Raw genomic sequence first — 20,034 nt, forward strand, 5'->3', positions numbered from 1 at the left:
CCCATGAGCACACCCGGCCCGATGAACGCGCGCAACCGCATCCTCTTCCCGACCCTGCCGCGGGGTGAGGTGGTCGCCACCTTCGAGAGCTACCCGCAGGCGCAGGAGGCGGTGGATGTGCTGGCCCGCGCCGACTTCCCTGTCGACAAGGTCTCGATCGTCGGAAGCGATCTGAAGAGCGTCGAGCGGGTCACCGGGAAGCTGACGTGGGGACGCGCCGCGCTCGCGGGCGCTGCGTCCGGAGCCTGGCTCGGCCTGTTCTTCGGCTTGCTGCTCATCATCTTCTCGCCGACGGTCAGCCTGGCCTTCGTGATCGCCGCGCTGCTGATCGGCGCCGGGTTCGGGATGCTGTGGGGCCTGGTCTCGTACGGCGTGAACCGGCGCCGACGCGACTTCACGTCGATCCAGCAGGTCATCGCCACCAGCTACTCGGTCGTCGTGGACAACGAGCTCGGCAACCGCGCCCGCAACCTGCTCCAGGGCGGGGGAGCGGAGCAGCCCGCCGCGCCGACCGCCACGGCACCCGGATGGACGCCGCCGCCGCAGGCGCAGCACCCGTCCGACCCGCCGCCCGCGCCCCCCGCGGGCGACGAGCGTCCGCCGGCGCCCCCGGCCTAAGCCGCCGAAGTGTAGGTCGTTGCGGTCGACACGCCGAAGAACGCCGCAAGAACCTGCACTTCGCGAAGCACGGTCAGCGCGAGAGGCGGCGCACCCAGGCCTCGACGTCGTCCGCCGTGCGCGGGATGCCGATCGACAGGTTCTCGGCGCCGTCGGCCGTGACCAGGATGTTGTCCTCGATCCGCACGCCGATGCCGCGGAACTGCTCGGGCACCGTCAGGTCGTCCGGCTGGAAGTACAGCCCCGGCTCGATGGTGAACACCATCCCGGGCTCGAGCACCCCGTCGAGGTAGAGGTCGCGCCGCGCCTGCGCGCAGTCGTGCACGTCGAGGCCGAGGTGGTGGCTGGTCCCGTGCACCATGTAGCGGCGGTGCTGCTGGTTCTCCTGCTGCAGCGCCTCCTCCGCGCTCACCGGCAGCAGCCCCCACTCGGCGGTGCGGCGCGCGATCACGCCCATGGCGGTGGCGTGGATCTCGCGGAAGCGGATGCCGGGCTTGACGATCGCGAACGCCGCGTCCGCGGCCTCCCGCACCGCCTCGTAGATCATCCGCTGCGTCTCGGTGAACGTCCCGTCGATCGGGAACGTGCGCGTGATGTCGGCGGTGTAGTAGCTGTCGAGCTCGACGCCCGCGTCCATCAGGATGAGGTCGCCCGGCACGACCGGACCGTCGTTGCGGGTCCAGTGCAGGATGCAGGCGTGCGGCCCGCTCGCGGCGATCGTGTCGTAGCCGACCGTGTTGCCGTCGGCGCGTGCGCGTCCGTTGAACACGCCCTCGACCAGCCGCTCGCCGCGCGGGTGGGCGGTGATGCGGGGCAGGTCGGCGATGACGTCGTCGAAGCCGCGCGCGGTCGCGTCGACCGCCGCGCGCAGCTCGGAGATCTCGAAGTCGTCCTTGATCAGTCGCAGCTCGGAGAGGTCGCGGGCGAGCCGGTCGTCGTCGGCGTGGTCCTCGGCATCCGCGGTGTCCACGTCCGCGTCGCCGAGCAGCAGGCGTGCCGCATCCACCTCGTCGGTGAGAGCGGGGTCCGCCTCGCGCAGGATGATGGTGTCGGCGTCCACCCCGTCCAGCACCGCCTGCACCTCGGCGATGCCGCGGGTCGGCAGGTCGAGGTCGCTCGCGACCTGCGCGAGGGACGGGCGCGGGCCGATCCAGAACTCGCCGATCTCGGGGTTCGCGTAGAACTCGTCGGAGTCGCGCCCCGCGCGCTCCCGGAAGTACAGGGTCGCCTCGTGGCCGGAGGCAGTGGGCTCCAGCACGAGCACGCTGCCCGGCTCGGAGTCGGAGCCCCAGCCGGTCAGGTGCGCGAACGCCGAGTGCGCGCGGAAGGAGTAGTCGGTGTCGTTGCTGCGCTGCTTCAGCCGCCCGGCCGGGATGATCAGACGCTTGCCCGGGAAGAGCTCCGACACGCGCGCGCGGCGGGCGGCGGCGTACCCGGCCTGCGGCCGCGCGCCCGGAAGCACCTCCGGCCGCTCGGCCCACCCGCTGCCGATGTACTCCCGGAACGCGTCGGACCCCGGCGTGGTCGAGCGGTTCTGCGTGGCGCGCGGCGCCTGGTCGGTCGTGCTCTGCGTGGACTGCGACATGCCGACCATTCTTCCACTCCTAGGATGTTGACCATGGCTGATGCGCGACGGTTCCGTGGTCCCGTCGACCTGCACACGCACTCCAGCGTCTCCGACGGCACGGAGACGCCGGCGGAACTCGTGCGGTCGGCCGCCGCCGCGGGCCTCGGCACCGTGGCCCTCACCGACCACGACTCGACCACGGGATGGGCGGATGCGGCCGCCGAGGGCGCACGGTCGGGCATCACGGTCATCCCCGGGATGGAGCTGTCCACGCGCATCGAGTTCGCCAGCGTCCACATGCTCGGCTACCTGTTCGATCCGGCGAACGAGGCGCTGATGGCCGAGACGAAGCGCATCCGCGACGGCCGCATGCGCCGCGCAGAGGACATGGTGCGCCGCATCTCCGCCGACTACGACATCACCTGGGACGACGTGCTCGCCCAGGCGACGGAGGGCGCGACCGTCGGCCGCCCGCACATCGCCGACGCCCTGGTCGCCCGCGGCCTCGCGTCCGACCGCAGCGCCGCGTTCGCCGGCATCCTGCACTGGCGCAGCGGCTACTTCCAGCCGCACTACGCCCCGGAGCCGCTGACCGGCGTGCGGCTGATCCGCGGCGCGGGCGGACTGCCCGTGCTGGCGCATCCCGCGACCGGCGGCCGCAGCCGTGTCATCCCCGAGGACCGCCTGCGGCGCTTGGTGGACGCGGGCCTCTTCGGGCTCGAGCTCGACCACCGCGAGAACACGCCGGACGGAGTGGCCCGGCTGCGGGAGCTGGCGGCGCGCTACGGACTGCGGATCACCGGCTCCAGCGATTACCACGGCGCAGGCAAACCGAACCGGCTCGGCGAGAACACGACCGATCCGGCCGTCGTGGACGCGATGATCGAAGAAGCGACAGGCGCGGCGCCTTTCTACGCTCCGTGACCTCCACGCCGTAGCCTGGACCCCGGTCGGGGTCGAGAAGGCGAGGTGTGCGGGTGAGACGGTTCTGGCGAGGATCGGTGGTCGCGGCCGCCCTGACGGCCGCCCTGGTGATCGCGGGCGGTGCCGCCCCGGCCAGCGCCGACACGTACCCCTCCTGGGATGACGTGCAGGCCGCCAAGAACAACGCCGCCGCCGCGCAGGCCGAGGTGGATCGCATCAACGGCCTCCTGCAGAGCCTCCAGTCCGCGGCCAACGCCGCGGGCGACCTGGCCGTCAAGCGGCTGGGCGAGTACGGCGCCGCCGAGGACGCACTGCAGAGAGCGACCGCCAAAGCCGACGACCTCGCCGCCAAGGCGCAGGACGCGACGGCGAAGGCCGATCAGTTGAGGACGCAGAGCGGCAAGCTCGCCGAGCAGCTGAGCCGCGCGGGCACCTCCTCGGTGTCGCTGCGCCTCTTCCTCAGCCCGACCGCCTCGACGTCCGACACCCTGCTGTACCAGCTCGGGGCCGTGTCCCAGCTGGCCGACCGCAACAGCGCCCTCTTCGCGCAGGCCAACGCGCAGAAGAACGTCGCGTCGTCGCTGAGCAGCCAGGCGGCGGACGCCAAGACCATCCGCGACCAGCTCGCGACCGCGGCGAAGAAGGCGCTGGATGCGGCGACCGCCGCTAAGAAGGCGGCGGATGCGCAGCTCGCCGACCAGAAGCAGCACGCCAACACCCTCTACGCGCAGCTCGCGGCGCTCAAGAACACCCAGGCGTCGGTCGAGCAGCAGTACGCGGCCGGGCAGGCGGCGGCCGCCGCTGCCGCCGCCGCCGCGAACACCGGGGGAGGAGCGGACGGCTTCGCGCCGCCGCCCGGCATGGTCGTCGACCCGGCCGGTGCGCAGGCGTACGCCGCGAGCCGCCTCGGGGCCTTCGGCTGGGGCAGCGACCAGATGCCGTGCCTGATCAAGCTGTGGAACCACGAATCCGGTTGGCGCGCGGACGCCTACAACACGTCGAGCGGCGCCTACGGCATCCCGCAGTCCCTGCCGGCCAGCAAGATGGCGAGCGCCGGCGCCGACTGGATGACGAACCAGAACACGCAAGTCAACTGGGGACTGGACTACATCAACCGCGCCTACGGCTCACCGTGCGCCGCATGGACGTTCGAGATGAGCCACGACCCCAACTGGTACTGACCGGCGGGGCGGGCATGCCGCCCGCCGGCGAGTGGCGACATCAACTCACCACCGGCCGCGGATGGCAGCATCTGCTCACGACTGAATTCGGGCGAACCCCGACGAGGAGCCGACGTGACCCCACGTCCGCCGGGCGAGTGGCGACATCAAGTCACCACCGGCCGCGGATGGCAGCATCTGCTCACCACTGGATGGCGAGCGAGGGGAGTGGGTGCTCGGTTGGAAGGGGACGGGCTCAGCTCGCGGGGGTCGCGGGCGAGCCGCCGCGGGAGCGGCGACGACGGCGGCGCGGTGCGCTGTTCCCGTCGCGGTGCTGCTGTCCGCCCCCGTCGTGCGTGCCGGTCGCGGCCTTCGGCTCGCCGCCCTCGTCGGGAGCCGCCGCGGTCTCGCCTTGAGCCGCCTGGCCCTGCGCCGATCCCGAACCCGAACCGCCGCGCGTGCGGCGACGGCTCCGGCTGCGGCCGGAACGCTCGCCACCGTCGGGCCCGGTCGAGTCCGAACGGCCGCCGCGGGACGGCTGCGCGCCCTCGCCCTGCGGCGCCTTGACCGCGGGCGTCGCCTTCAGACGGCCCTTGGCGCCGGCGGGGATATCGAGGTCGGTGTAGAGGTGCGGCGACGACGAGTAGGTCTCCGTCGGCTCCGGCTGCCCGAACTCCAGCGCCCGGTTGATGAGGGCCCACTTGTGCAGGTCCTCCCAGTCGACGAAGGTCACGGCGATGCCGGTCTTGCCGGCGCGGCCGGTGCGGCCCGCTCGGTGCAGGTAGGTCTTCTCGTCGTCCGGGATGGTGTGGTTGATGACGTGCGTCACGTCGTCCACGTCGATGCCGCGGGCGGCGACGTCGGTGGCGATCAGGATGTCCTTCTTGCCCGCCTTGAACGCGGCCATGGCGCGCTCGCGCTGCTCCTGGTTGAGGTCGCCGTGCACGGCGGCGGCGTTGAAGCCGCGGTCGTTGAGCTCTTCGACCAGCTTGGCGGCGGCGCGCTTGGTGCGCGTGAAGATCACGGTCTTGCCGCGTCCCTCGGCCTGGAGGATGCGCGAGATGACCTCGTCCTTGTCGAGCGAGTGCGCGCGGTAGATCAGGTGCTTGATGTTCGCCTGGATCTGGCCCTCGTCGGGGTCGGAGGCGCGGATGTGCACCGGGCGCGTCATGAAGCGGCGCGCGAGTGCGACGATCGGGCCGGGCATGGTGGCCGAGAAGAGCATGGTGTGGCGGGTGGCCGGGGTCTGCGCGAACAGCTTCTCGATGTCGGCGAGGAAGCCGAGGTCGAGCATCTTGTCGGCCTCGTCGAGCACCATCTCCTGCACGCCGCCGAGGCTCAGCAGGCGCTGGCCGGCGAGGTCGAGGAGGCGGCCGGGGGTGCCGACGACGATCTGCGCCCCCGCCTTCAGCTGGGCGATCTGGCCCTCGTACGCCTTGCCGCCGTAGATCGCGGCGATGGTGGTCGGGCGGCCGGCGGCGGCCAGCTCGAGGTCTTCGTAGACCTGGATGGCCAGCTCGCGGGTCGGCACGACGACGAGCGCCTTCACGCCGGGCTCGGGGTCGAGACCGAGGCGCTGGATGAGCGGGAGGCCGAAGCCGAAGGTCTTGCCGGTGCCCGTCTTGGCCTGGCCGATGATGTCCTGGCCGGTCAGGGCGAGCGGGATGGTCTGCGACTGGATGGGGAACGGCTCCACGATGCCCTTGGCCGCGAGCTGGTCCACCATGTCCTGGTCGATGTTGAGTTCTGAGAAAGTCACTGTGAGGTTTGCCTGTCGATTCGATCGGAAGGTCTACGCCCTGTTCTCTGTCGCAGGCGTAGGGCCGTCGATCCTGCGCCGACGGCGTTCCAAGCCTACTGGACCCGCCCGATACACTGCTGAGCATGTCCACGTGGTTCACCCGGCGCCGGCCCACCGTCGAGCTCCCGCGCCTGACCCCGCGCCGGCCCGTCACCACCGTGCGCGTGGACCTCCACGAGGTCATGCCCGACCTGGTGCCGTACCTCGGACAGGCCGCGTACCTGCAGCTGGAGCAGTTCGAGACGCTTTCGCGCGTCGCCGCCGAGACGGAGGACCTGCACGCCAAGCAGCTCGTGTCGGCCGCGGCCGGGCACGCGCTGTCGAAGCACCAGGGCATCGTCGCCGAGCTGCGTCGCCGCGGCCACGACCCGGCGGCCGCGATGGAACCGTTCGCCGTGGAGATCGAGGGCTTCAGCGCCCTCATCGTCGGCGCCGACTGGCGCGAGACGCTGCTGTCGGCGCTGGTGACGGGCGGCCTGCTCGACGACTTCTTCATCCGTCTCGCCGCGGGCCTCCCCGGCGACGTCGGCCCGCGCCTGGCCCACCTGCTCGGCTCGGAGTCCGGTCAGGAGGGCGTGCTGGAGGTGCTGCGCACGCAGATCGGGAAGGACCCGCAGCTCGCGTCCCGGCTGGCCATGTGGGGCCGCCGACTCGTGGGTGACACGCTGCTGGTGGCGCGTTCGGCGCTTCACCTCTCGGGCAACCGAGCCACGGACGAGGAGCGGATCGAGCCGATCTTCACCGAGCTGATCGCGGCCCACACGCGGCGGATGGATGCGCTGGGACTGACCGCGTAAGACGCACGGCTGCGCAACTCCTCCCACATCGTCAGCCGGAGCTGACGGGGCGCACGCTCATGCCGACCTCGCATGACCGCCGGAGGGATCGGCATTAGCCGGACGTTCGCGCACGACGGGACCCTGGGTACGTCGCACCCGGTTCTCTCGACGGGGTACGACACGAACCTCATCCGAAGGGAACACCATCATGCGTCTTCGTCTCCGCCCGTGGATCGCCGCGGCCGCAGCGCTGACCGTCGTCCTTGTCGGCGGCACCGCGGCCAACGCCATCACACCATCTCATCACCCCGCACCGGCTCCCGTCGCCAAGCCGACGGTCGTGCTCGTGCACGGGGCCTTCGCCGACTCCTCCAGCTGGTCCGCAGAGATCGCCGGATTGCAGTCGCGGGGCTATCCCGTCGTCGCCGTTGCGAACCCGCTCCGCGGAGTGGCCTCCGACACGGCCTATCTGCAGAGCGTGCTCGCGACGATCCCCGGGCCGATCGTGCTCGTCGGGCACTCGTATGCGGGCTTCCTGATCACCGGAGCGGCGGCAGCGAACCCTGCGGTCAAGGCGCTGGTGTACGTGGCTGCGTACATCCCGGTCGCGGGCGAGTCGCCGGCCGACCTCACCTACAAGGATCCCGGTTCGCTGCTGACCGGTGACAATCTCGTCGCCCGCCCGATCCCGGGAGGCGGGACCGACCTCTACGTGAACCCGGCGACGTTCGGCAAGGTCTACGCGGGCGGGCTTCCGTCGTGGGCCGTCGCGAACGCCGCGGTCGTGCAGAGGCCGATCACCGCTGCGGCGCTTGGTGAGGCCGCCACCGCCGGGCCGCCCGCCGCGACACCGAAGTGGGAGATCGTCGCCCTCGAGGACAACGCCATCCCGACCGTGACCCAGAAGTTCATGGCCGCCAGGGCCGGCGCGAAGATCGTCACCGCCCACTCCGGCCACGACGTACCTGCGGCACAGCCGGCCGTGGTGACCGGCGTCATCCTCGACGCGGCGCGCAGCGTCCACTGACGGACGGGCCGCACCATCCGCCCGGAGCGTGGTGCGGCCCTCCCCGTCCCCTTTCATCCACGAGCCCACCTCATCCTCGAGAAAGAAGAGATCCATGACTGCAACCGACCCGGCCGCCTCGGGCGGCCTTCCCACGGTCGTGCTCGTCCACGGCGCCTTCGCGGACTCCTCGAGCTGGACGGCGGTGAACCGCGAGCTCGCTGCCCAGGGCTTCCCCGTGGTGTGCGTCGCGAATCCGCTGCGCGACCTCGAGGGGGATGCTGCCTACGTGGCCAGCATCCTTGGCACGATCGACGGGCCGAAGATCCTGGTCGGCCACTCCTACGCAGGGTCCGTGATCACGCGGGCCGCCGCCGACCACGAGGGCGTGCAGGCGCTCGTCTATGTCGCCGCCTTCATCCCGGTCGTGGGCGAGAGCTCCGGCGGGCTCAACACCATGTTCGACGGGTCCCTCCTCGTGCCGGACAACCTGATCGCCCGCCCGACGGCCGACGGCAAGACCGACCTGTACGTCCGGGCGGATCGCTTCGAACAGGTCTACGCGGGCGGACTGTCTCCCGAGGGTGTCGCGGCCGCAGCGGGATCGCAGCGTCCCATCACCGCAGAGGCCCTGGGCGGCGTGCTCACTGCGGCGCCCACCCGGCCGATACCGGTCTGGCAGATCGTCGCAACCGAGGATCACGCGGTGCCCACCGAGCTGCAGAGGTTCCTCGCCGAGCGAGCGGGGGCGACGGTCATCACCGCCGACAGTGGCCACGACGTTCCTGCAGCACGGCCGGCCGCGGTCCTCGCCGCGATCGCGGAGGCCGCCCTCGTCGTCGTGGCCTAGGGCACAGGGTGGCTGCGGACGCGCGGCCACCCTGCGCCTGCGACGGCAGTCCCGACCCGTGGCTTCCTCAGCTCCCGCTCCTGCCGCCCGACAACAACTCCGGGAGCGCGCGGACCCGCGACTCGAGCGCTTCGCGGCAGAGGTCCGCGAACGCCAGGGTCTGGGGCATGGCCCGATCTGCGAGGTACGCAAGGGACACCGTCTGCGCCGGTGCGTCGGGCACCGGCACGTAGGCCACGCCCGGGTCGGAGTAGAAGGCGGCGACGCCGGCGGGCAGGATCGCTATTCCGCGCCCCATGGCGACCGCGATCACGGCCTCCTGTGCATCGGTTTCGCGCTCGGGGTCACGTGTGCCGCCGGGCGCCGGCGGGTAGAGCACGTCCCCGGTGGCGATGATCTCGTCGATCGGGACACTGTGCGCGTCGGCGAACGGATGGTCGCGGGGCACCGCGGCGACCACGGGTTCGTCGAACAACTCGATGATGCGCGCCCCGTCCACGGCGAGAGGCGTCCGGCAGAACACGATGTCGGCTCGGCCGTCGAGGAGGAAGGCGGCTTGGTTCGTCGTCGACGTGAAGATGGGCGCGACGTCGACCTCGGGATGCAGCGCCTCGAACTGCGCGATCAGCGCGCCGGCGTCCACCCCGGGCATGAATCCGATCACGAAACGGACGGGGGTGCGACCGAGCACACGCGCCTGGCGCTCGAAATCGGCGGCGTCCCGCAGCAGGGCGCGCGCCCGGTCGAGGAGGGCGGCGCCGTCCGTCGACAGGCTCGTTCCCTGGCGCGAGCGGTCGAAGAGCGTCACGCCGAGCTCGGACTCGAGTGCGGCGATCTGCCGGCTCAGGGCGGGCTGGGTCATGTGCAGCCGCTCGGCGGCGCGCACGAAGCTCAACTGCCCGGCGACCTCCACGAAGCATCGAAGCCTGCGCAGATCCAGGTCCACACGCCGATGTTAGCGGTGGGCTGCCCTATTCGCGCGACGACGTCGCCCCGTCCGCCCTCCAGGCGGACGGGGTCACCCCGTACACCCGGTGGAACGTGCGGGTGAAGTGCGCGTGGTCGGCGAAGCCGACGCTGTAGGCCACGGCGCTGACCGTGAGCGTCGTGGAGCGCAAGAGGCGCTGCGCCTCGGCGAGGCGCAGCGCGCGGACGGTCTCGCTGAGGGAGACGTCGCGTCGGGACAGGATCCGGTAGAGATATCTCGTCGAGATGCCGAGCGAATCCGCGATCAGCTCCGGCGTCAGGTCGGGTACCAGCGCGTTCAGGTGGATGGAGGCCATCGCCCGCTCGAACAGCGAATCCCGCAGCGGTTCACGGAGGCGGAACTCGTCGCCGACCGTCGCCGCCACGAGCGCCCGTACGAGCGCCACGGTCGGATCCCGGAGCGCCCGCAACGCGGCGGGAGACGAGCCGTCCAGAGGGAGATCGCGCAGGTACCGCGCCAACGTCGGGGCGACGGGATGGCCGGCGCCCAGGGGCCTGCCGATCGCATCGCGGACCATGCTGCGGGGCAGACGCACCTCGTCATGCGGAATCGTCAGCGCCATCCACGTCCGGCTCCCTGCGGCAGCCGCCGAGAGGGGGAACTCCGTCGTGGCGAGGAACATCTCGCCGGGTCGGGCCCGCAGCTGCCACCCGCTCTGCTCGAAGCTCGAGGAGCCGGAGCTGGCGAGCACGAGGATCAGGTGCCCGGCGCTGGCGTCGGACACCGCACGGGTATGTCGCAGTTCGAGCCAGCTGGACCGGATGCTCACGTCGAGCGTGTTCATCCCGTCGCCGAAGGTGTCGGCGTCCAACACCGCATCCACGGTCGGCGCGCCCCGGTAGCTGACTGCCAACGGAACGGCGCCGCCGGCCAGCCGGTCGCGCAGCGCGTCCGCACGATCCTCGTCGGGGATGCCGTCGAATGTGACGTGCATGGCAGCTATCAGCCTTCGTGTTCGTTCTGTGCACAACCGGTCAAGCAGTCTGTTCCGGGAGGTCCAAGACCACGGGATCGCGCTTCCATACGCTCGGTGGTCCACAGGCTAGCGGCACAGGGGGTGATCGGGGAGTGCGAGCCGTCGTCAGATACCGGGGACTGCCTGCATCGGATCCGGACTCGCTCGTCGACGTGCGGATCCCGGAACCCGTCGCAGAAGGACATGACGTGCTCATCGAGGTCCGGGCCGTCTCGGTGTCCGCCGTCGATGTCCGCGCTCGCGTTCGCCGGAGCGCGACGCCCGAGGGGTTCGTCCTCGGGAGCGAGGGGGCCGGCACGGTCGTGGAGGCGGGGCCGCAGGTCTCGAGGTTCGCTCCCGGTGACGATGTCTGGTGGGTCAGCGACACGGTTCGGCCCGGGAGCAACGCCGACTACCAGGTCGTCGACGAAGGCAGTATCGGGTTGATGCCGCACACCGCGTCGTGGGAGGAGGCGGCTGCCGTGCCCCTCGCGGCGATAAGCGCCTGGGAGGTGCTGTTCGACCGCCTGCACCTGACCGAGAACTCCACCGAGACGCTTCTGATCGTCGGGGCGCACGGCCCCGTGGGTTCCGTCCTCCTCCAACTCGGACGAGCGCGCTTCCCCCGCATCAGGACGATCGCGACCATCTCGGACGACCGCGATGCGTCCTGGATCCGATCACTCGGCGCGGATGCGGTGATCGACTCCCGTCACGACCTCGTGGAACAGGTCGATGCGGCCGCCCCCGACGGCGTCGACTGGATATTCACGCCCAACACCCGGGGCCTTCGCGATATCGGTTCCACCGTGTTCAGGCCCTTCGGGAACGGGCTCATCCGACGCGATGGAAGCGGGCGCGCCGCCGGCACGGGGCCGCGAGGAGTCGCCTCGCACTGGGACCTGGTGTACAGCCGGGATCTCGAGCGGATCCCCCCGAGCGTCGACACGCGCGGCATCCTCGGCCGGGTGGCGGGGATGGTCGACCGGGGCGAGCTCCGCATCGGGGTGCCACGGCGACTGTACGGCTTGGAGGCGCGCACGCTTCGAACGGCGCACGCGTTCGTGGAGGCGGACGGCGCGACCGGCAACGTCGTGGTCGTGCGGTGATCGGGGGCGCTAGCGCGCGACCGCGCCCCGCGTGAGGGTGTGCAGCATCCGGTCGTCGCCGGCCGTGCGCGCACGCCCGACCGCGAGGTCGACGACCGCGACCACGAGCGCCGTGCCGAGGAGGGTGATCCACCAGATCCAGCCGCCGTCCCATTTCAGTCCGGCCCAGGTCAGGCCGACCCAGAGGACGGAGGCGGCGATGACGCCGACCGCCGGGATCAGCACGGATCCGTGCGTGTGGCGGTACGGCAGGAGGTAGCGCCCGGCGAGCCCGATGATGGCTCCGCCGAGGACGACGAAGAGCAGTTCCACGAGTGGAGGCTAGCCGACGAAGCCGATCCGGCGCGATTCCTCGGTGCCGAACTCGACGTAGGCGATGCCGGCGGTGGGGACCACGTAGAGGCGGCCCTTGTCGTCGTGGAGCTCGAGCACGCCGCCGCCGTTGGTCAGGGCGGTCTTCACCTGCCCGGTCAGCTCCTCGGCCGACTGCGACGTCTCGAAGCTGAGCTCGCGGGGGGCGTTGACGATTCCGATGCGGATCTCCACGACGGTACCTTTCAGGAGTTCTGGGCGTCCCGAGCCTGACCGGCCGGTGTGAGTTCAGACTACGGCACACGGCTCGCGGCCCCCGCTCGCGTTCTCTGTCGGCGGACGCCGATACCGTGAGAGGCATGAGCACCACAGGCTTCCGGATGCGCGCCGAGCGCACCGCCGCAACCGCCGGCCTGGTGCTCGATCCGGCGCAGTCGGAGGTGATCGGGCTGGCCGACGGAGCGTCCGCGGCGGTGCTCGGCGCGCCGGGCACGGGCAAGACGACGACCCTCGTGGAGGCGCTGGCCGAGCGGGTGCACGGACGCGGCTACGGCACGGATCAGGTGCTCGCGCTCAGTGCCTCCCGCACGGCCGCCACAGCCCTGCGCGACCGCATCGCGCTGCGCCTGGAGGTGCCGACGCACGGGCCGCTCGCCCGCACCGCGACGTCGCTCGCCTTCCAGCTGGTCGGGGAGCGCGCCAGGAGGCTCCAGCTCGACCCGCCGCGCCTTCTCACCGGCGGCGAGCAGGACCAGATCATCGCCGAACTGCTCAGCGGTCACCTGGAGGACAACTCCGGTCCCGCATGGCCCGAGCCGCTGGTCGAGGAGGTCCGATCGCTGCGGGGCTTCCGCACCGAGCTGCGCGAGCTGATGGCGCGGTGCGCCGAGCGCGGGGTGACGCCGTCGCGGCTGTCCGAGCTGGGCGCGATCACGGGACACGACGAATGGCGCGCTGCGGCCCGCTTCATGGCCGAGTACCAGCTCGTCGTCGACAGCTACCGCGGCGGGTTCGTCGACTCCGCCGAACTGATCGCCTCGGCGGTGACCGCGGTCCGCGAGGGCAGCTCGCTCGACCGGCTCCGCGCGGTGTTCGTCGACGACCTGCAGGAGGCCACGGTCGCGACCCTCGCCCTGCTGCGCGCCCTGGCGGAGCGCGGTGTCGCGGTCGTCGCGTTCGGCGACCCGGACGTCGCCTCCACGACGTTCCGCGGCGCGGAGGCGACCGCTCTCGGCCAGCTGGGCTCGCGGCTCGGGGTGCCGGTGACGCGTTTCGTGCTGACCACCGCGCACCGCCAGACGCCCGCCCTGCGCGAGCTCACGGCACGCGTCACCGAGCGCATCGGCGCCGCCGCCGCGGGTGTGCAGCGCATGGCGTCGGCCGGCCGGCCGGAGCCCGTAGCGTCCGCAGCCGGTGACGGTGCCGCCGCCGTGGACGGTCCGCGCCCCGAGATCGTCCGGCTGGTCGCCACCTCCGCTCCCTCCGAGGCCGCCCGCCTCGCCCGCAAGCTTCGAGAGCGCCACCTGCTCGACGGCGTCCCGTGGAGCGAGATGGCCGTCATCGTGCGGTCCGGTGCCCACGTTCCCGCGCTGTCGCGCTCCCTCGCCGTGGCCGAGGTGCCGACGACGACGAGCATCGCCGGGCGTCCGCTGCGCGACGACTTCGCCGCCCGGCAGCTCATCACCGTGGCCGGGGTGCAGCTGGGCGCCATCGAGTTGGCGCCGATCGTCGCGACGGAGCTGCTGCTCGGACCGTTCGGCGGCCTCGACAGCATCAGCCTGCGGCGGCTGCGCCTGGCGCTCCGGCAGGAAGAGCTCGCCGGCGACGGCAACCGCCCGGGCGACGAGCTCCTGGTCGAGGCCCTGGAGCATCCCGCGCACCTCGCGACCATCGACGCGTCGCCCGCACGCCGCGCGGGCCGACTCGCCGAGACGCTGCGTTCGGGCCGTGAGAAGGCCGAGCAGGGCGCCTCCATCGAGGAGCTGCTGTGGCATGCGTGGGAGCGCAGCGGTCTGGCGCCGCGGTGGCTGGAGCACTCGCAGCGCAGCGGCATCGTCGCCGACGAGGCGAACCGGCACCTCGACGGCATCGTGGCCCTCTTCACCGCGGCACGACGCTTCGTCGAGCGGTACCCGGAGCGCCCGGCGTCCGACTTCGTGGTCGAGCTGCTGGGTGCCGAGGTCCCGGAGGACACGCTGGCCGCGCAGACCGCGGCCGACGCCGTGCTGGTCTGCACGCCGAGCGCTGCGATCGGCCGCGAGTTCGAGGTCGTCGCTGTGGCCGGTCTGCAGGAGAGCGTCTGGCCCAACCTGCGCCTGCGCGGCTCGCTGCTGCACCCGCAGGAGCTCGCCGACGCGGTGGAGGGACGCAGCACCGAGACCGAGGACGCGCGCGCCGAGGTGCTGGGCGACGAGCTCCGGATGTTCGCGCTCGCCGTGTCCCGCGCCCGCGGCCAGGTGCTGCTCACGGCCACCGCGAACGACGACGAGCAGCCGTCCCCCTTCCTGCGGCTGGCGGGAGAGCTTGCGGTCGACGACGTTGACGAGAGCGCGCATCCCCTTTCGCTCCGCGGCATGGTCGGCCGCCTGCGCCGCCGGCTCGCGACGACCGGCTCCGCCGACGCCGCCGCAGCCCTCGCCCGGCTGGCCGACGCCGGGGTGGAGGGCGCCGATCCCGCTACCTGGTACGGCCTGCTCGAACCGTCCACCACCGAGCCGCTGGTCGACCTGGACGACCCTGAGGCGGTCGTGCGCGTCTCGCCGTCGCGGCTCGAGACCTTCGAGAAGTCGCCGCTCGCCTGGTTCGTGGACACGATGGCCGCCTCGCCGAGCGGGCTCGCCGCCGGCATCGGCACGGTGGTGCACGCGGTGATGGAGGAGGCGAGCACCAGCGACGATCGGGATCTCAGCGTCGAACGGCTGTGGCAGGGCATCGAGAAGCGCTGGGGCGAGCTGGCCTTCGAGTCGCCCTGGCTGGAAGAGAAAGAGCGGCGGCGCACGCGCATGCTGACCACGGGCGTCTCCGAATATCTCCGCGACTTCGAGCGGGCGGGAGGGGCGCTGCTCGGGTCGGAGGGCTCCTTCGAGCTGCGCGTCGGCCGGGCACTCGTCCGCGGCACCATCGACCGCGTCGAGCGCACGCCCGACGGGACGGTCGTCATCGTGGACCTCAAGACCGGCAATCGCACGCCCTCCGCCGCCGAGGCGGCCGAGCACGCGCAGCTCGGCGCGTACCAGCTCGCCATGGAGCACGGCGCCGTCGAGCAGGCGGGCGGCCTGCCGTCCGGCGGCGCGAAGCTGCTGTTCGTCGCCAGGGGCGTCCGTGGCAAGGGCTACCGCGAGGTTGCTCAGGACAGGGTGGACGAGGAGCGGCTGGAGCGCCTTCGCGAGCGCGTCGCCGGTGCTGCCGAGGGCATGGCCGCCGCGACCTTCGCCGGCGTGGTCGACCTCGGCGAACGCGACCCGCACGGGCGCTACGAGTACCGCATCCATCTGGTCCCGGCCGTCAGTGCAGGCGCGGGGAGTGCAGGCGCGGGCAGCGCGGGGAGCGGCGCATGACCGAGGAGACGACCCGCATCGACGACGAGAGCCTGCTGGAGTGGGCGACCGAGCAGGCCGGGCTCGACCTGGTCGAGCAGGCGTTCTCCCTGGCCGAGGAGGAGGCGGCCGCGCCCGAGAGGCCCCGTCCGGCGCGGGCCCTCAGCGCCGCCGAGATCGCGGACGCGCTCGGGTTGCCCATCCCGACCCCGCAGCAGCAGGCGGTCATCGAGGCGCCACTGCGTCCCGCGATCGTCGTGGCGGGCGCGGGCAGCGGCAAGACCGAGACGATGGCGAACCGCGTCGTCTGGCTGCTGGCGAACGGGCACGTGCGCGTGCCGGAGATCCTGGGCCTGACGTTCACGCGCAAGGCGGCGGGCGAGCTCGCCGGCCGCATCCGCACACGTATCGAGCAGCTGGTCGCCTCGGGCGTGACCGATGTCGAGTTCGACCCGTTCGAGGCGCCGGAGGTGGCGACGTACAACGCGTTCGCGAACGCGATCTTCCGCGAGAACGCGCTGCTGATCGGGCGCGAGCCGGAGTCCGCGGTGCTGAGCGAGGCGTCCGCCTGGCAGCTGGCGCGCCGGCTCGTGGTGACGAGCACCGACGACCGCCTGGTCGAGCTCGACAAGGGGGTGGAGGCGGTCACCAGCGCCGTCGTCGGGCTCAGCCGCGCGCTCAGCGAGAACGTCGCCGACGCCGACGAGGTCGAGCGCATGGTGGAGCGTTTCGGCCGGGTCGCCGAGCTCCCCACCGGCAACGGCCGGGTCAAGGAGCTGTACGCCTCGGTGCGGTCGGCGGTCGAGGCGGTCGGGTCGCTCCCGCCGCTGCTGGACCTCGCTCGCGCCTTCGCCGACGAGAAGCGGCGCCGCGGATTCGTGGAGTACTCCGACCAGGTCGCGCTGGCCCTCGCCGTGTGCGAGCGGGTGCCGGAGGTGGTGGCCGACTACCGCCGCCGGTACCGCGTCGTCCTCCTCGACGAGTACCAGGACACCTCCGTCGTGCAGACGCGCCTGCTGTCGCGTCTGTTCGGCGGCCAGCCGGTCATGGCGGTGGGCGACCCGCACCAGTCCATCTACGGCTGGCGCGGCGCGAGCGCGGCCAACCTCGGCCGGTTCTCCGCCGACTTCACGGGCGAGCGTCCCGGCACCGATGGCGCGGCCGACGAGTACGCCCTCAGCACGAGCTGGCGCAACCCGACGCGTGTGCTCGACGCGGCCAACGTGCTGGTGGCGCCCCTGACCGCGGCGTCGCCGGTGCATGTCGAGCAGCTGCAGCCGCGTCCAGGGGCCGCCGCGGGCGAGCTGACCGCGGCGTTCGAGCAGACCGTGGCCGACGAGGCCGAGACCGTCGCGACCTGGCTGGGCGAGCGGATGCGCGAGCACGACGCCGACGGCGCGCCACCGAGCGCGGCGCTGCTGTGCCGCTCGCTCAAGAAGATCGACGTGTTCACCACCGCGCTCGCGCGCCACGGCATCCCGTACCACGTGCTCGGTCTCGGCGGCCTGCTGGAGCAGCCGGTGATCGCCGACCTGGTCAGCGCCCTGCGGGTGATGCACGATCCGACCGCCGGGGCGGAGCTGATCCGCCTGCTGACCGGCGCGAAGTGGCGCGTCGGGCCGAAGGACATCGCCGCCCTGCGCGACGTCGCCTCCTGGCTCGCCGAGCGCGACCACCGTCACCAGCGGCTCGACCCGGAGCTGCGCGACCGCCTGCGCCGCTCGGTCGCGGGGGAGGAGGGCGCCTCGCTGGTCGACGCGCTCGACTTCGTGCTCGAGGCCCCCGACGGTCACGGACGCCTCGAGGGCTTCAGCGCCGCCGGACTGGAGCGGATGCGCGACGCGGGGCGCCGTCTCGACCACCTGCGCTCGCGGGTCGGCCTCGACCTGCTCGACCTCGTCACCCTGGTGCAGCAGGAGCTGCTGCTCGACATCGAGGTCGCCGCCAACGAGACCGCCCAGCTCGGCCAGGCCAGCCTCGACGCCTTCGCCGAGCAGGTCGCCTCGTACCTCGCCGCCGACGATCAGGCGACGCTCGGCTCCTTCCTCTCGTGGCTCGCCGAGGCCGAGCAGCGCGACAACCTCGCGCCGCGCAGCGAGGATGCGGAGCCCGGCACGGTCCAGATCCTCACCATCCACGGTGCGAAGGGCCTGGAGTGGGACGTCGTCGCGGTGCCGCGGCTGGTCGACGGCGAGCTGCCCGGGCCCCCGCAGAGCCGCAAGGGCTGGCTCGCGTTCGGCCAGCTGCCGAACGAGTTCCGCGGCGACTCCGCCGAGCTTCCGGTGATCGCCTGGCGCACGGCCGAGACGCAGAAGGACGTGCACGAGTCCATCGCCGCGTTCGAGGACGAGAACGTCGCGCGCCACCTCGACGAGCAGCGCCGCCTCATCTACGTCGCGGTCACCCGCGCGCGGCGCCGGCTGCTGCTGACCGGGTCCTACTGGTCCACCCAGACGAAGCCGCGCGGCCCCGGCTCGTACCTGCTCGAACTGCAGGCGGCCGGGCTGCTGCCCGAGGACGCGTTCCCCGACTGCGACGAGCCCGACGAGAACCCGCTCGCGCTGACCTCGTCGACGGTCACCTGGCCGCTGGAGCCGCTGGGCGCGCGCCGCAGCCGGGTGGAGGCCGCCGCGGAGGCTGTGCGTCGCGCCCGGGACCTCGGCCCGGGCGACGGCGGCGTGTACGCCCGCGACCTCGACCTGCTGCTCGCCGAGCGGGCACGGCGCGACGAGGAGGCCGAACTGGTCGAGCTCCCGGCGCGCATCCCGGCGTCGCGGTTCAAGGACTACGTCAGCGATCCCGCGTCCGTTGCGGCGGGACTTCGGCGGCCGATGCCGGAGCGCCCCTACCGGCAGACCCGCCTCGGCACGCTGTTCCACACCTGGGTGGAGGAGCGGTTCGGCACGGTCGCCGGCTCCGCCGACGAGCTCGACGCCTCCAGCGCCGAGCTCGACCTGGCCGGCGACATGCTCGAAGCAGAGCGCTTCGCCGATCTCACGGCCACGTTCGAGCGGAGCGAGTGGGCCGGCCGGGCACCGGAGGAGGTCGAGCTCGAGATCCACATCACGCTCGCCGGTCAGGTCGTCGTCTGCAAGCTGGATGCGGTGTACCGCGCCGAGGACGGCGTACACGACTACCAGATCGTGGACTGGAAGACCGGCAAGGCGCCGCGCGACGCGGACGACCTCGAACGCAAGCAGCTGCAGCTCGCGCTGTACCGGCTGGCGTTCGCCCGCTACGCGGGCATCGACCCGGAGCGGATCGACGCCGTTTTCTACTTCGTCGCCGACGACCGCGTGGTGCGGCCCGAGCGGCTTTACGCGGAGGAGGAGCTGACGTCGCTCTGGTCGTCGGCCACCGGCTTCATCCCACCCGAGCGGCGGTAGCCCTCGGCGCGGTCGCCCGGCGTGCGGTCGAGCATCGCCTCGACGTCGGTCACGGCCATGATGGGGCCGGTCGCGGTCGACAGCGGGTTCATCGAGTTGCTGTGCACCCGATCCACCAGCCCGTCGAGCATTTCGACGGCGTCGTCCACGATGGACTGGTCGCGCACCTCGCGGCCGTGCAGCAGCCAGCGGGCCACCTCCAGCTCCGCGTACAGCATGGCGCGCTGGGTGAACTGCCGGTCGGTCGCCACCTGGCGGGTGGAGGCGTACGCGCCGAGCGCGCCGTCGGTCGCCTCCGGGTTCATCGCGAGCAGCCAGTGCAGGTCGCGCGCCGGGTCGCCGACGCGGAGCGCGGACCATCCGAGAACCGCGGAGACCGAGTCGTCCTCGACGAGGAAGGACTCGGCGGTGAGCGACCCGTTGATGACGGTCGGCTGGAACTGCCAGATCGAGTGGTCGGCGGCGGCGTCGCGCCAGCGGTCGCGCAGCGCGGTCGGCAGCAGGCCCGTGGAGGCGGCCGATTCGATCACCGAGTTGGCCGCGGTCAGGCACTCGGCGGCCGACATCACGGGGAGTCCCGCCTCGCCGACGAAGGCGGTCGGGAGGGCGTGGATGGCCGCGATCGCGTGTCCGATGGAGCCGGCGAGCCCGTCGCCCGGCGGAACGTCCTCGACCGAGATGTGTCGACCGGGAAGGTATTCGTAGACGACGGCGCGCGTCCCGCCGACCGGTGCCTGGCCGAGGTACTGCGGCACATCGAACGGCAGACGGCTGCGGATGCCGGTGGTCAGCGCGCGCAGGGCCACGAGGTCGGCGCTCTGCTCCGTCTCGGCGACCTGCGTGGTGGGGACGCGGACGATGACGGTCCGGCCTTCCCTCGTGCTCAGCAGCGCGGAGTCGAAGTCGCCGGACCCGCCGGCGCTGTGACTGCGGGCCCCGGAGACGTCGAGGGCGGGGACGGCCGAGGTGGCCAGCGCGGCTAGAGTGAAGTGGGATCTGGCCATGCACCTAGGCTAAACGGGCCTCACCTGCGTTCGGCCTCC

At 72.3% G+C, this 20,034-nt stretch carries 16 protein-coding genes; 9 read left to right on the top strand and 7 right to left on the bottom strand.

The window, feature by feature from the left end; genetic code table 11:
* Positions 1 to 3 precede the first annotated feature (3 nt).
* Positions 4 to 618, top strand: a complete 615-nt coding sequence (locus AB0P25_RS14350; protein WP_363808215.1) for a general stress protein — start codon at positions 4 to 6, stop codon at positions 616 to 618.
* Positions 619 to 691: 73 nt separating this feature from the next.
* Here the strand turns inward: AB0P25_RS14350 and AB0P25_RS14355 are convergent, their stop codons facing one another.
* Entirely contained in the window at positions 692 to 2,203 is a 1,512-nt protein-coding gene (locus tag AB0P25_RS14355; protein ID WP_363808216.1) for an aminopeptidase P family protein, read from the bottom strand.
* Between the two features lie 33 nt (positions 2,204 to 2,236).
* On the opposite strand from AB0P25_RS14355, the gene AB0P25_RS14360 reads away from it, so the two are divergent.
* Positions 2,237 to 3,109, top strand: a complete 873-nt coding sequence (locus AB0P25_RS14360) for a PHP domain-containing protein (RefSeq protein WP_363808217.1) — start codon at positions 2,237 to 2,239, stop codon at positions 3,107 to 3,109.
* Positions 3,110 to 3,162: 53 nt separating this feature from the next.
* Entirely contained in the window at positions 3,163 to 4,290 is a 1,128-nt protein-coding gene (locus AB0P25_RS14365) for a hypothetical protein (RefSeq protein ID WP_363808218.1), read from the top strand.
* Between the two features lie 235 nt (positions 4,291 to 4,525).
* On the opposite strand, the gene AB0P25_RS14370 is transcribed toward AB0P25_RS14365, so the two are convergent.
* Complete coding sequence (locus AB0P25_RS14370; protein WP_363808220.1) at positions 4,526 to 6,028, bottom strand: DEAD/DEAH box helicase; 1,503 nt, start codon at positions 6,026 to 6,028, stop codon at positions 4,526 to 4,528.
* 125 nt (positions 6,029 to 6,153) lie between these two features.
* Here AB0P25_RS14370 and AB0P25_RS14375 point away from each other — a divergent pair, with 125 nt between their 5' ends.
* The 3 genes from AB0P25_RS14375 (at position 6,154) to AB0P25_RS14385 (ending at position 8,705) form a co-directional block, all read left to right on the top strand.
* A complete protein-coding gene (locus tag AB0P25_RS14375; RefSeq protein WP_363808221.1) occupies positions 6,154 to 6,867 on the top strand; it encodes a ferritin-like fold-containing protein in 714 nt (237 codons plus the stop codon).
* 190 nt (positions 6,868 to 7,057) lie between these two features.
* Complete coding sequence (locus tag AB0P25_RS14380) at positions 7,058 to 7,876, top strand: alpha/beta hydrolase (protein ID WP_363808223.1); 819 nt, start codon at positions 7,058 to 7,060, stop codon at positions 7,874 to 7,876.
* Between the two features lie 94 nt (positions 7,877 to 7,970).
* On the top strand, positions 7,971 to 8,705 hold the full coding sequence (locus AB0P25_RS14385; protein ID WP_363808224.1) for an alpha/beta hydrolase: 735 nt from the start codon (positions 7,971 to 7,973) through the stop codon (positions 8,703 to 8,705).
* 67 nt (positions 8,706 to 8,772) lie between these two features.
* On the opposite strand, the gene AB0P25_RS14390 is transcribed toward AB0P25_RS14385, so the two are convergent.
* Together AB0P25_RS14390 and AB0P25_RS14395 are read right to left on the bottom strand one after the other, a co-directional pair.
* Positions 8,773 to 9,651, bottom strand: a complete 879-nt coding sequence (locus AB0P25_RS14390) for a LysR family transcriptional regulator (protein ID WP_363808226.1) — start codon at positions 9,649 to 9,651, stop codon at positions 8,773 to 8,775.
* A 25-nt stretch (positions 9,652 to 9,676) separates the two neighbouring features.
* Positions 9,677 to 10,627 (bottom strand): helix-turn-helix transcriptional regulator, encoded by a 951-nt coding sequence (locus tag AB0P25_RS14395; protein WP_363808227.1) that lies wholly within the window; start codon positions 10,625 to 10,627, stop codon positions 9,677 to 9,679.
* A 230-nt stretch (positions 10,628 to 10,857) separates the two neighbouring features.
* Between AB0P25_RS14395 and AB0P25_RS14400 the strand changes: the two genes are divergently transcribed.
* Positions 10,858 to 11,757 (top strand): zinc-binding dehydrogenase, encoded by a 900-nt coding sequence (locus AB0P25_RS14400; protein ID WP_363808228.1) that lies wholly within the window; start codon positions 10,858 to 10,860, stop codon positions 11,755 to 11,757.
* Between the two features lie 9 nt (positions 11,758 to 11,766).
* Here AB0P25_RS14400 and AB0P25_RS14405 read toward each other — a convergent pair whose 3' ends face one another.
* A complete protein-coding gene (locus tag AB0P25_RS14405; protein WP_363808229.1) occupies positions 11,767 to 12,069 on the bottom strand; it encodes a hypothetical protein in 303 nt (100 codons plus the stop codon).
* A gap of 9 nt (positions 12,070 to 12,078) precedes the next feature.
* On the bottom strand, positions 12,079 to 12,303 hold the full coding sequence (locus AB0P25_RS14410; RefSeq protein WP_064111598.1) for a DUF3107 domain-containing protein: 225 nt from the start codon (positions 12,301 to 12,303) through the stop codon (positions 12,079 to 12,081).
* Positions 12,304 to 12,428: 125 nt separating this feature from the next.
* Here AB0P25_RS14410 and AB0P25_RS14415 point away from each other — a divergent pair, with 125 nt between their 5' ends.
* Together AB0P25_RS14415 and AB0P25_RS14420 are read left to right on the top strand one after the other, a co-directional pair.
* Positions 12,429 to 15,626 (top strand): ATP-dependent DNA helicase, encoded by a 3,198-nt coding sequence (locus AB0P25_RS14415; protein WP_363808232.1) that lies wholly within the window; start codon positions 12,429 to 12,431, stop codon positions 15,624 to 15,626.
* Complete coding sequence (locus AB0P25_RS14420; protein ID WP_363808233.1) at positions 15,623 to 18,991, top strand: ATP-dependent DNA helicase; 3,369 nt, start codon at positions 15,623 to 15,625, stop codon at positions 18,989 to 18,991. Before AB0P25_RS14415 ends, AB0P25_RS14420 begins: the two co-directional genes overlap by 4 nt.
* Here AB0P25_RS14420 and AB0P25_RS14425 read toward each other — a convergent pair.
* Positions 18,922 to 19,995, bottom strand: a complete 1,074-nt coding sequence (locus AB0P25_RS14425; RefSeq protein ID WP_363808234.1) for a phosphotransferase — start codon at positions 19,993 to 19,995, stop codon at positions 18,922 to 18,924. The two genes, AB0P25_RS14420 and AB0P25_RS14425, sit on opposite strands and share 70 nt — an antisense overlap.
* Positions 19,996 to 20,034 lie beyond the last annotated feature (39 nt).

Source organism: Leifsonia sp. NPDC077715, assembly GCF_040686855.1.
Taxonomy (GTDB): Bacteria; Actinomycetota; Actinomycetes; order Actinomycetales; family Microbacteriaceae; genus Leifsonia.

Coding starts and splice junctions, on each gene's coding strand:
- AB0P25_RS14350 (WP_363808215.1), top strand. CDS start 4: ATGAGCACACCCGGCCCGATGAACGCGCGCAACCGCATCCTCTTCCCG.
- AB0P25_RS14355 (WP_363808216.1), bottom strand. CDS start 2,203: ATGTCGCAGTCCACGCAGAGCACGACCGACCAGGCGCCGCGCGCCACG.
- AB0P25_RS14360 (WP_363808217.1), top strand. CDS start 2,237: ATGGCTGATGCGCGACGGTTCCGTGGTCCCGTCGACCTGCACACGCAC.
- AB0P25_RS14375 (WP_363808221.1), top strand. CDS start 6,154: ATGTCCACGTGGTTCACCCGGCGCCGGCCCACCGTCGAGCTCCCGCGC.
- AB0P25_RS14380 (WP_363808223.1), top strand. CDS start 7,058: ATGCGTCTTCGTCTCCGCCCGTGGATCGCCGCGGCCGCAGCGCTGACC.
- AB0P25_RS14385 (WP_363808224.1), top strand. CDS start 7,971: ATGACTGCAACCGACCCGGCCGCCTCGGGCGGCCTTCCCACGGTCGTG.
- AB0P25_RS14395 (WP_363808227.1), bottom strand. CDS start 10,627: ATGCACGTCACATTCGACGGCATCCCCGACGAGGATCGTGCGGACGCG.
- AB0P25_RS14415 (WP_363808232.1), top strand. CDS start 12,429: ATGAGCACCACAGGCTTCCGGATGCGCGCCGAGCGCACCGCCGCAACC.
- AB0P25_RS14420 (WP_363808233.1), top strand. CDS start 15,623: ATGACCGAGGAGACGACCCGCATCGACGACGAGAGCCTGCTGGAGTGG.
- AB0P25_RS14425 (WP_363808234.1), bottom strand. CDS start 19,995: ATGGCCAGATCCCACTTCACTCTAGCCGCGCTGGCCACCTCGGCCGTC.